Below are 11,447 nucleotides of genomic sequence, written 5' to 3' on the forward strand. Positions count from 1 at the left end.
ATGCGCTGAAGGCGCCGTTCGTCTGGGACCGCCAGATCGCCGGCCTCGGCGGCGTGCAAGCCAGTGGTGACCCGCTGCCGGCGGCGACGCTCGACAGCATTCGCCGCACCCGCCTCGCGCTGAAGGGCCCGCTCGAAACCCCATCGGGCGGCGGCTACCGCTCGTCGAACGTGCGGCTGCGCGAGGAGTTCAAGCTCTACGCCAACCTGCGCCCGGCGCACACCATCACCCCCGGCGGGCGCTACGACAACATTGACCTCGTGATCGTGCGCGAAAACCTCGAAGGCCTGTACATCGGCCACGAGCACTACATCGAGATCGACGGCGACCCGCACGCCGTGGCCATGGCCACCGGCATCAACACCCGCGCCGGCAGCCGCCGCCTGCTGGAATTTGCCTTCGAACACGCCATCGCCACTGGCCGCAAGAAGATCACGCTGGTGCACAAGGCCAACATCATGAAGGCGCTGACCGGCATCTTCCTGGAGACGGGCCTGGAGCTGTACGAGAAAAAGTACAAGGGCCGCATCGTGCTCGAGACCATCATCGTCGACGCCTGCGCGATGAAGCTGGTGTTGAACCCCTACCAGTTCGACGTGATCGTCACGACCAACCTGTTTGGCGACATCTTGTCCGACCTGGTGGCCGGGCTCGTCGGTGGCCTGGGCATGGCACCGGGCGCCAACATCGGCGCCGACGCAGCGATCTTCGAGGCCGTGCACGGCTCGGCGCCCGACATCGCCGGCAAGGGCCTGGCCAACCCGACCGCCTTGCTGCTGGCCGCGGCCTTGATGCTCGACCACGTGAAGCTGCACGACCAGGCCACCCGGGTGCGCAAGGCCATCGCCGACACGCTCAACATCGACAACATCCGCACCGGTGACCTGGGCGGCACGGCCAGCACCGCGGCGTATGCGAAGGCGGTGGTGAGCCGCGTCAGCGCGGGCTGACCCGAACGCAGCAGGCTCGTCAGGCGGCGCGCGCGCTCTTCAGCCGCTCGAGCGCCTGCTCTGCCGTCAAGGGCACGTCAAACAGCGCGCCCTGCAGCACGTGGCAGCCGGCTTGGCGCGCGGCCTCGGCCTGGGCTTCGGTCTCGATGCCCTCGGCCACCACGTCGAGTCGCAACACCCCGGCGAGCTGGCAGATGGCCTTCACCACCGCCGACGCATCGACCGCCGGCAGCGGCTCGATCAGCGAGCGGTCGATCTTGACCGAACTCACCGGCAGGCTGCGCAACAGGTTGAGCGATGAAAAGCCGGTGCCGAAATCGTCGAGCGCCACCTCCACACCATGGGCGCGCATCTCCTGGATCTGGTCGCGCGCCTGCTCCAGGTGGGTGACGGCAGCGCTTTCGGTGATCTCCAGCGTCAACAGCGTGGGCGGCACGCCGTACTGCTGCAGCGTGTTGGCCACCATGCCGGGAAAGCCGGCGTCGAGCAACTGCAGCGGCGAGACGTTCACCGCCACAGGCAACGCGGTGCCGAGCTCGGCTTGCCAGAGCGCCAACTGCTGGCACGCCTGCGCCAGGATCAGGCGGCCCAGGGGCACGATCAGGCCGGTGCGTTCGGCCGCAGGGATGAAGTCATTGGGCGCGATGCGGCCGAGGCCCGGGCGGTCCCAGCGCACCAGGGCCTCGAAGCCCACCAGCTCGCCGCTGCGCGCGTCGATCTTGGGTTGGTAGAACAGCACGAACTCTTCGTTGCTGACGCCGGCACGCAAGCCCTGCTCGGCGTCGAGCTCGATGCCCGAGCCGCGCTCGAAACGTTCTTGCGCAAACTGCAGTGAGGTGCCGGGCACGGCCTTGGCCTGGTGCATGGCGGCGTTGGCAGAACGCAGCAAGGCCTCGGGGTTGCGGGTGGTCGTGGGGTAGAGCGCCACGCCCATCGACACGTCAAGGAAAAACTCGTGACTGTGCACGGTCAGGGCACGCGACAGCCGCTTGCGCACACGCTGCGTCAGCGCCTGCGCGGTGTCTTCATCACCGGCGCGGTGGGCCAGCAGGGCGAACTCGTCTTCGCCCAGGCGCATGACCTCGGCCTCGCCGTGCAGGGTGTGCTCGAGCGTGGTGGCCAAGGTGCGCAAGACCTCGTCGCCCACGGTGTGGCCATGTGCCTCGTTGAAGAGCTTGAAGCGGTCGACATCGAGCAGCACCAGTGCGAAGGCGTTGTCGGGCACGGCGCACAGCGTTCGCAGGCGCTGCAACAAGGCGCTGCGGTTGGGCAGGCCGGTCAGCTCGTCGTGCGTGGCCTGGTGCAACAAGGCCTGGGTGGCGTTGTGCTGCGCGGTCTCGTCGGTCACCACCACCTGCTCGGCGGGCTTGCCGTCCCAGTCGATCCGCCAGGCCGAAAACCGCAGGTGGATCGGCGTGCCGTCGAAACGGTAGCGCTGCCCGTCCCAGCTCGCCTGGGCCAGCTCGCCGCTGACGATCTGGCGGTGCCGCTCGCGCGCCTGGGCGCGCTCTTTTTCGGGCATGGTCGCGTCGCGCCACAGCGTGTTCACCTCCGACAGCGACGACAGGCCGTAGATGCGCAACAGCGCCGGGTTGGCATAGGTCAGCTCCTCACCCTGCACCACGGCCACGCCCTGGTGCGAACGTTCGGTCAGCTGCTGGAAGCGCTGCCGCAGGCGCCGCGATTCATCGAGCGAACGACTCACCGCCGCATGCAACAGCGACAAGCCCAGCGTCAGCCGCAAAACGCCGGCAATGGCCAGCTGCAGACCCAGCCCGGGCTCGCCCATCACCACAAACAGAAACTGGTTGGCACCTACCAGGACCAGCATCAAACCGACCAGCCGCTCGCCGGCACCGAGCCGCCACAACCAGCCGGTGGCCACGACGCCGGCGGCCACGTGCAGGCAGGCGCTGACCGACTGTGCCAGTCGCGGGTGCACCTGGATCAGCACCAACCCCAGCAGCAGCAAGCTCACGAACACCGCGCCGCTCTGCACCCGAGTGGGCGCCAGCCCCGCCAGCCGCGCGCTGCCCAGCATCACCAGGGCCAGGTAAAGCGCCGAGGTGGTGACGACTGCGACCGTGCCGACGATCTGCAACGCCTGCTGCGGCTGGCGCATCGTGAAGTAGGCCAGCGGCACGCAGATCTGCGCGAGGTAGGCCCAGCCGAGGTCGCGCGAGAAGAGCTGGCGCGGGTCGCGCCGCCAGGCCAGCAGCAGCGCGATGCCGACAATCAGGTTGACGGCCGAGCTGAAGAACAGTGCGTTGGTGTAGTCGAAAAGAAACATCAGCCCGCCAGAATCCAGGCGGCTGCACGCTCTGCAATCATCAACGTGGGCGAGTTGGTGTTGCCGCTGGTGATGGTGGGCATCACGCTCGCGTCGACCACGCGCAGCCCACGCACGCCGTGCACCCGCAGGCGGGCGTCGACCACCGCCAGCGGGTCGGACTCGGGGCCCATCTTGGCCGTGCCCACCGGGTGGAAGATGGTGGTGCCGATGTCACCGGCCAGTTGGGCCAGCTCCTCGTCGGTCTGGAACTGCGGGCCCGGTTTCACTTCTTGCGGGCTGTATTTGGCAAGCGCCGGCTGGGCCACGATGCGGCGGGTGACACGCAGCGAATCGGCCGCCACGCGGCGGTCTTCGGTGGTGCTCAGGTAGTTGGCGCGGATGCTCGGCGCGTCATGCGGCGAATGGCTGCGGATCTGCACCTGGCCGCGGCTGGTCGGGTTGAGGTTGCACACGCTGGCGGTGAACGCATTGAAAGCGTGCAGCGGCTCGCCAAAGGCGTCGAGCGACAGCGGCTGCACGTGGTATTCGAGGTTGGCGTGCGGCTGCTCGGGGCTGCTTCGGGTAAACGCACCCAGCTGCGAGGGCGCCATGCTCATCGCGCCGCTGCGCTTGAAGGCGTATTCAAGGCCGATCTTCGCCTTGCCCCACAGCGAGTTGGCCTGGGTGTTGAGCGTCTTCACGCCTTGCACGCTGTAGACCGCGCGAATCTGCAAATGGTCTTGCAGGTTGCCGCCCACCCCGGGCAGGTGGTGCTGCACCGGGATGCCGTGGTGTTGCAACAGGCTCGCCGCGCCAATGCCCGACAGCTGCAGGATCTGCGGCGTGCCGATGGCGCCGGTGGCCAGGATCACCTCGGCGCGTGCCTTGACCTGGATCGGCTCGCCGCCACCGTGTGGCAACACCTCGACGCCGATGGCGCGGCGCTCGCTGCCGTCGCCCTCGTCGAGCAGCACGCGCGAGATGTGCGCGCCAGTCCAGACCTGCAGGTTGTCGCGCTGTTCGATCGGGCGCAGGAACGCCTTGGTCGCATTCCAGCGGATGCCACTGCGCTGGTTGACGTCGAAGTAGCCCACACCTTCGTTGTCGCCGCGGTTGAAGTCGTTGCTGTGCGGGATGCCGGCCTCTTGTGCGGCCTGCGCAAACGCGTCGAGCACGTCCCAGCGCAGGCGCTGCTTTTCGACGCGCCACTCGCCGCCCTGACGTTCACCTTTGGGGTCGAAGCCGGGCGCGGAGTGCACCGCGTCGGCGCCCTTGTGGAAGTCTTCGTGCTTCATGAAGGCCGGCAGGCACTCGCGCCAGCTCCAGCCCTCATTGCCGAGAGCGCCCCAGTGGTCGTAGTCGCGCGCCTGGCCGCGCATGTAGATCATGCCGTTGATGCTGGAGCAGCCACCCAGCACCTTGCCACGCGGGTAGCGCAGCTTGCGGCCGTTCAGGCCGGGGTCTTCGTCGGTGAAATACAACCAGTCGGTGCGCGGGTTGCCAATGCAATAGAGGTAGCCGACCGGAATGTGGATCCACATGTAGTCGTCGTTGCCGCCGGCTTCGATCAGCAGCACGCGTTTGGTCGGGTCGGCCGAGAGCCGATTGGCCAGCAGGCAGCCGGCAGTGCCGGCCCCGCAGATGATGTAGTCGTAGATGGAGGGGGTCACGGAAGGCCGCTCTGCTGTTCGCCGCAGAGTCTAGCCTTCGAAACCTCTCGCTTGCTTACTCCAAAGCCGCAGGTGTTGCTGGCGTGCGCAACAGGCTGTACCAGTCGAGACGGCGTGTCAGCAGCATCACCGCGGCCAGCACGACAAAGAGCAGCACCGAGCCCATCACCAGGGCGGTCTGCTCCATTTGCAACAACGCGTAGAGCGCGCCATACAAGGCAGCCACACCCGCACCAAAGCCCAGGCCCGCACGCCACCCACCCAGGAGGTGGCTGCCGTAGACCCCGAGCAAGCCGACACAGGCCGCACTGGCCAGCGCATAGGAGAGCGCGAACGGCAAGTGTTCAGACAGGCTCAGCAACAGCAGGAAGAAGATCGACAAGGCCGAGCCCACCAGCAGGTACTGGATGGGGTGGACGCGCAGCCGGCGCATCACCTCGGCCATGGCCACCGCCACGAAGGTGAGCGCGATGAACAGCAGGCCGTACTTGATGGCGCGGTCGCTCAGCGAGTAGGGGTTGACCGGGTCGATGAACGAGACATTGAACGACTCGATGCACTTGCCTTCGGCGCGCTCGGTGGTGCACAAGGCCGCGCCGCGCACAAAGTCGAGCGGCGCGGTGGTGGCCAGCGACGACACCTGCCACGCCGCGCTGAAACCATCGGCCCGCACCTCGCGCGTGACCGGCAGAAAGCGCCCGCCGAACGACGGGTGCGGCCAGTTGGCGTCGAGCTGCATGCGGGTGTCGTCGGCCACGGGGGCCACGGCCAGGTCGGTGGTGCCCACCAGTTCCAGCGTCACCTCGGCACTGAACAGCTGCTCCGATTGGCGCAGCGCTTCTGGCAACAGCACGTGAAAACCGCGCGGGTGACTCTTGTGCGCCGTGCCCGCGCGCACCGGCAGGCTGTCGCCACCCACCTGCACCACCGCTTGGCGGATGCCACGCGCGTCACTCACGCCGACCGTCAGCACCGGCGGCTGGCAGCTCAGGCGCGAGTCCTTGTGCTCGGCCACCGGCCGCAAGGCCGACAGCGGTGCCCACTGCGCTTTCAACACCGTTCTGGCCGAGTAGGTGTTGATCTTGAACAGCCCGCGGTAGCGCGGCTCCATCGCCACCTTGGCCTGCACGCTCAGCAAGCGCGGCGTGGCGCTGAGGTCAAACTCGCGCCGGCCGGTGGTGGTGACACGGTCCTTGCCTTCGCCGCTCACCGCCTCCCACTCTTCGACGCAGGCGCTGTGCAACACCGGCCCGAGCAGCGCCTGGCGGCCCGCCTGGCTGTGCTCGACGCTCGCCTCGGCTTCGCGGAAACGTTGTTGGCGCTCGTCGGCCAGGGTGCCGATGCGGCCCAAGGCCAGCATCAGCAGGCCCACGATGACGAGAATGGCAAATGTCTTGGCGACGAGCGGGTTGACTTTCATTCAGGCTCCAGGGTTGAAGCGACGCAATGTCGCCCCGGGCCATGAAGTGCGAATGAAGCCTGGGTGAAGTCAGCGAACCGTGCTGGCGAGGATGGGAAAAAGCTTGATCAACCCGTCCGACATCACCTCGACCGCCAGTGCCGCGAGGATCAAACCCATCAGGCGTGTCATCACGTTGATGCCGGTCTTGCCCAACACCTTGGCGATGCGCCCGGAGGCACTGAAGGCCAGCCACACCGCGATGCCGATCACCACGCCATAGCCGACCAGGAAGGCCAGCTCCCACCAGTGGCGGGTCTTGTCGGCGTAGATCACCATGGTGGAGATGGTGGCCGGGCCGGTGAGCAGCGGGATGGTGAGCGGCACCACCGCGATGCTGTCGCCGGCATCGACCTTGGTGTCACCTTCGTTGACGTCTTCGGGCCGCGTTTCGGCCGGCTGCGCATTGAGCATCTGCAGCGCCGAGATCAGCAGCAGCGTGCCGCCGCCCACCTGGAACGAGGCCAGCGAGATGCCGAAGAACTCGATGATCTTGAGCCCGGCCAGCGCGCTGACGGCAATCACCACAAAAGCACTGAACGCCGCCACGCGGATGGTGCGCTTGCGCTGCTCGCGGGTGAAACCTTCGGTGAAGTGAATGAAGAAGGGGATCACGCCGATCGGGTTGACGATGGCGAGCAAGGCGATCAGCGGTTTGTAGATGTCCATGGGGCATTTTGTTGGTGGTGGGCCAGTTCACGCAGATAGCGCAAACCCGCGAGCGCGCGTGGGCCGTACCAGCTGAGCAGCTCGCCGTCGACCCGCTGAACCTGCGCCTGCGGGCACAACGCCTGGGCTTGGTGCAGGTGGTCGTCGGTGAAATTGAACGGCTCGGAGCTGAGCAGCACCCGCTCGACGTCGGCCAGCCAGGGCTCGTCGCCACGCAGCACCGGGTAACGCGCGGCACCACGCTCACCGCCGTCCAGCGCCGGCTCACTCAGCCAGTTGACGCGGGCCAGCATGCGCGAGATGTAGGTGTCGCGCGCGACTGTCATCCACGGCCCGTGCCAGATCAGGTAGAGCACGCGGCAGGGGTCGCGAGCGGCCGGCTGGGTCTGCGCCAATTCATCTGACATGGCTGAGCGCAGTTGGTGCGCACGCTCCGCCACGCCCGGCAGGTCGGCAAACACCTGGGCCAACTGGTCGATGAGGGCCAGGTTGTCTTCCGGGTCGCAGGGGTGGGTGACCACCAGTTGGGCGCCGAGGGTTTGAAGCGCCTGAGCGGTATCGAGGCGGTTTTCATCCACATTCAGCAGCACATGGGTGGGCGCCAGCTGCTTCAATTTGGCGAGATTCACATCCTTGGTGCCACCCACTTTGGGTACATCGCGCAATCGCGGTGCAGGGTGAATGCAAAAACCCGTGCGCGCCACCAATTGATCGCCCAAACCCAGCTCAACCACCAATTCGGTGAGGCTGGGAACCAGGCTGGCGATGCGCGTGTTCATGGGGCCAGGGCTGCAAGTGGGGCCTTGCGATCATAGGGATGGTGCGGACCGAAACAGCACCGTCGAATGTCAGGCTGGGAAAACAACACTTTCAACTAGGACGTATTGCAGGGCTTTCCACTATTTGCACCGCTTTGCGCAATTACTTGATAATGGAAATTCCCGGTATGGATGCAGCGCCTTCGCTTGAATGGTTCAGGATAGGTAAAAGCTCCAAATTTGTTCTCTGTGACTTCAGGAAAGAAAGGCTCTCTCCATGGGCAATAAACTTTACGTCGGCAACCTCGCCTACAGCGTTCGCGACGAGGATCTCCAACAAGCATTCGCACAGTTCGGCACTGTCTCATCTGCCAAGGTGATGATGGATCGCGACACCGGCCGCTCCAAGGGCTTCGGTTTCGTGGAAATGGGCTCGGACGCCGAGGCCCAATCGGCCATCAACGGCATGAACGGCCAGGCCCTCGACGGCCGCGCCCTGGTTGTCAACGAAGCCCGCCCGCGTGAAGAGCGTCCGGGTGGCTTCGGTGGCGGCGGTGGTCGCTCCGGCGGTGGTGGTGGCTTCGGTGGCGGCGGTGGCCGCTCCGGTGGCGGCGGCTTCGGCGGCGGCTCGGGTGGTGGTAGCGGCGGTGGCGGCGGCTACGGCGGTGGCGGCGGTGGCCGCTCCGGCGGTGGTGGCGGCTACGGCGGTGGCGGCGGTGGCCGTTCCGGCGGTGGTGGCGGCGGCTACGGTGGTGGCGGCGGCGGCGGTAGCCGCGGCGGTTACTGAAACCAGCTGCTGAACCGCTTCTTCACTGAAGCGTTTCATCGAGAAGCGGTGAGTGCGCAAGCACCCACCGCTTTTTTCATGCCGGCGCCCATCAGGGCAAACTCCTTCAGGGCATCAGCTCGAACGACGCCTTGATGAACAGCTCGGTTTCCAGCGCACGTGGTGGCTGACGGCTTTGCCGGCTCAACCCGGCGCTCAGCACACGGCCCACACCGAAGCGCCGCTGGGCCACGAGGGATGCCACGGTCTCGCGCGAAGCGTTCGCCGGCACGGCGGCCGTTGTGTCTTCGGCGCGTGCCAGCCGGCTGCGTTGCCACAACACGCGCAGCGAGTCGCGCGCACTCAGGTGCAGCACACCCAGCCACTGCGCGGCGGTGTCGGTCAGCGCCCGCTGGCCGTCACGGCCCTGGATGAAACCCTGCTGCACACGCTGTTCCGACTCTAGGCCCCAGCCGTTGGGCAAACCGGCGCGCAGCTTGGCTTCGAACAACCAGACCGCCCCGCGCCCGACACGGTCGGCTTCGACATCGAGCCGCTCACCCACTTCGAGTTCGGCGTTGAAGCGCGTGAACCAGGGCGCCGGGTTGACGCCATACCCCAACGCCAGGCTGCGCGAGGGGTGCAGCCGCCCACCCGCGCTGGCCGGTTTGGCGCGCTCGGCATTCAGGTGCAGCTGCAACCACGCTTCGGTGTTCAGCGCGGCCGCCCACCACAGGCCGGGGTGGATGTGCCGCAGCACCGTCTCGCCGCCGGCCATGCCCGCAGGAGCATCGCGCAAGGCCGAACGTTGTTCGAGCGCCAGCGTGGCTTCGAATTCATAAGCGGTGAAGGCCGACCAGGCGCCCAGCGGCGCGAGCTCGCGCTCGCCGAAACGCCGGATCAGCTCGGTCTTGAGGGTACGCACACCGGCCTGCTCGACGAACCCGTTGTCGTTGCGAAAACGCGGGCTGACGTCGCTCAGCTCGGCGGTGATGTTCCAACCCGGTGTGCGCCGCCACCACGACAGCAAGGTGTGGTGGCCGTCTTCACGCGGTGCCGTGTGGGGCGCACCGTCGGCATCAAACAGCGCGGTGGTCTGCGAGCCGAGCAGGCGCACCCGCAGCTGATCCTGGCCGCTGGCACGCCACAACACATCGGCACCGGCGACGCGGTTGTCGCGGCCGTCGCCGTAGTCGCGCTGCGACACCAGGCCGCCCAGCGTGGCCGCCGCCGCATGCCAGCGCGCGCGCAGCAGCGTGGCTTGCGAGCGGGCGTCTTGCAGCGCCACACCGGTCCCGTAGGCGCCGGGTTGCAGGATCAGGCCACCGCCCGCATCGCTCAGGCTGAGCGCGGTGGCATCGGCGCCAGCGCCGCGCCAGGTGGCACGCACACCCCAGCGCGGGTCGGTGACCGAGCGCGAGTAGAACGCCGGCAAGGGCAGGTCGAGCACATCGGTGCTCTCGAGAAAGAAAGCGCGCTTCTCGGGCACGCTGAGTGCAAAGCGGGTGTTGCCCGCGAGTTGCGGCGTGTCGAGCTCGACCTGCGAGAAGTCGGGATTCAGCGTGGCATCGAACACCCAGTCGGCACGCGGGCGCCATTTGATGTCGGCCCCCAGCGACAGCTCGTTGGCGCGCTGCTCGCCGCGTGTTCGGCGCGCGGTCAGCTCGGGACGCACCGACAGAACGTCGCGGTCGCGCACCCGGTCGGTCACGTCTTCGAGGCCCGCCACCGCTTGCAGCTCGCTGATGAAACTGAGCGCGTCCTTGCTCAGGGGTGCACTCAGCAGCAGCACGCTGGCCTCGCGTGGCACGCTGCGCGTGACCATCAAACGCCAGGCGCCGCCGCCCGCATAGGGGTAGCGCAGCGCCAGCAGCGGCAGGCGCAGCTCGACGCTGTAGCCATCGGGCTCACGCTGCACGGCGGCTTCGGTTTCGAAGTCAGGTGCGAAGTCTTCGGTGTCGGTGTCGGCGATGAACATGCCGTCGGCCACCACGCCCGCCGCATTGACCCGCACAAACTGCGCCGACTGGCGCGCGCCGACCGGGTCGAGCACGATGGAGACGAAGTCCTGGTCGCGCATCACCTGGTCACGGCGCACCAGCGGTGCGCGGATCAAGGCCGGGTTGGGGTCGTAAGCGCGAATGCCGAAGGTGATGCCGCTGTCGTCGACCACCACCTGCACCGTGGTTCGCATCGGCGCCGGCCAGCGCTCGACCGGCAGGTACTGGGTGAAGGCGTCGTGCACCGGCGCGCGTTGCCACACGGCCTCGTCGAGGCGGCCATCGATGCGCAAGGCCGGTTCGTCAACGGCCAACCGCACCGCCTGCGGGCGCACGCCGTCTGGGTAGGAGGCCGTTGATGCGACGACCCCACCCGCGAGCAAGCTCAGCCCGCCCGTCACCAGCCAACGCCACCAGTTCACGCCGTCATTCACCCTGGCGTTGTTTGCGTGGCCGACCGGCCAGCACACGGTCGAACAGCGCGTCGGGCAGCAGCCGCATGAGCTTGGCCACCAGGCCCATCTGCCACGGGATCACGCGGTAGCTCACGCCCCCGGTGATGGCCGCAAACGACTTGTCGGCAAACGCCTCGGGCTGCATCAGGAAGGGCATGCTGTAGCGGTTCTTTGCGGTGAGTGGTGTCGCCACGTAGCCAGGCGCGATGGTCACCACCTTCACGCCCGCATCGCGCAGCTCGCCGCGCAAGGTCTCGCAGTAGCTGATGACGGCCGCCTTGCTGGAGCAGTAGGCCCCATGCCCCGGCAGGCCACGGATGCCCGCCACGCTGGCGATGCCCACCAGCGTGCCCGAGCGGCGCGCGCGCATCGGGGTGACGAAGGGCTGGAAGGTGGCGGCCATGCCGATGTTGTTGGTCTCGTAGACGCGGCGCATGACCTCGATGTC

Annotated in this window: 9 protein-coding genes; 2 read left to right on the forward strand and 7 right to left on the reverse strand. The window is 67.4% G+C overall.

Annotation, left to right across the window (positions count from 1 at the left end):
• Nucleotides 1-950 (forward strand): isocitrate/isopropylmalate family dehydrogenase (locus RMO40_RS06660; RefSeq protein WP_309718037.1); only part of this gene is annotated, 950 nt, incomplete at its 5' end.
• 19 nt (nucleotides 951-969) lie between these two features.
• Here RMO40_RS06660 and RMO40_RS06665 read toward each other — a convergent pair.
• The 5 genes from RMO40_RS06665 to RMO40_RS06685 all read right to left on the reverse strand — a co-directional run bounded on the left by RMO40_RS06665 (nucleotide 970) and on the right by RMO40_RS06685 (nucleotide 7,799).
• Nucleotides 970-3,240 carry an EAL domain-containing protein gene (locus RMO40_RS06665; RefSeq protein ID WP_309718040.1) on the reverse strand — a complete coding sequence of 757 codons (2,271 nt, stop codon included), beginning with the start codon at nucleotides 3,238-3,240 and terminating at the stop codon, nucleotides 970-972.
• On the reverse strand, nucleotides 3,240-4,892 hold the full coding sequence (locus RMO40_RS06670) for a GMC family oxidoreductase N-terminal domain-containing protein (protein ID WP_309718043.1): 1,653 nt from the start codon (nucleotides 4,890-4,892) through the stop codon (nucleotides 3,240-3,242). Before RMO40_RS06670 ends, RMO40_RS06665 begins: the two co-directional genes overlap by 1 nt.
• Nucleotides 4,893-4,947: 55 nt before the next feature.
• The gene (gene creD / locus RMO40_RS06675) at nucleotides 4,948-6,312 is read right to left on the reverse strand and encodes a cell envelope integrity protein CreD (RefSeq protein ID WP_309718046.1); all 1,365 of its coding nucleotides are present in this window, start codon (nucleotides 6,310-6,312) and stop codon (nucleotides 4,948-4,950) included.
• Between the two features lie 69 nt (nucleotides 6,313-6,381).
• The gene (locus RMO40_RS06680) at nucleotides 6,382-7,020 is read right to left on the reverse strand and encodes a MarC family protein (RefSeq protein ID WP_309718048.1); all 639 of its coding nucleotides are present in this window, start codon (nucleotides 7,018-7,020) and stop codon (nucleotides 6,382-6,384) included.
• On the reverse strand, nucleotides 6,999-7,799 hold the full coding sequence (locus tag RMO40_RS06685) for a helical backbone metal receptor (protein ID WP_309718050.1): 801 nt from the start codon (nucleotides 7,797-7,799) through the stop codon (nucleotides 6,999-7,001). The genes RMO40_RS06680 and RMO40_RS06685 overlap by 22 nt, the downstream gene beginning before the upstream one ends.
• 256 nt (nucleotides 7,800-8,055) lie before the next feature.
• Between RMO40_RS06685 and rbp the strand changes: the two genes are divergently transcribed.
• Nucleotides 8,056-8,565, forward strand: coding sequence for an RNA-binding regulator (rbp, locus tag RMO40_RS06690; protein ID WP_309718052.1), 510 nt, complete (start codon nucleotides 8,056-8,058; stop codon nucleotides 8,563-8,565).
• A gap of 106 nt (nucleotides 8,566-8,671) precedes the next feature.
• Here rbp and RMO40_RS06695 read toward each other — a convergent pair whose 3' ends face one another.
• Nucleotides 8,672-10,966 carry a DUF5916 domain-containing protein gene (locus RMO40_RS06695; RefSeq protein WP_309718054.1) on the reverse strand — a complete coding sequence of 765 codons (2,295 nt, stop codon included), beginning with the start codon at nucleotides 10,964-10,966 and terminating at the stop codon, nucleotides 8,672-8,674.
• A gap of 4 nt (nucleotides 10,967-10,970) precedes the next feature.
• Nucleotides 10,971-11,447 (reverse strand): SDR family oxidoreductase (locus RMO40_RS06700; RefSeq protein ID WP_309718056.1); only part of this gene is annotated, 477 nt, incomplete at its 5' end.

The sequence above is a fragment of the Rhizobacter sp. genome (assembly GCF_031412075.1).
GTDB lineage: Bacteria > Pseudomonadota > Gammaproteobacteria > Burkholderiales > Burkholderiaceae_C > Rhizobacter.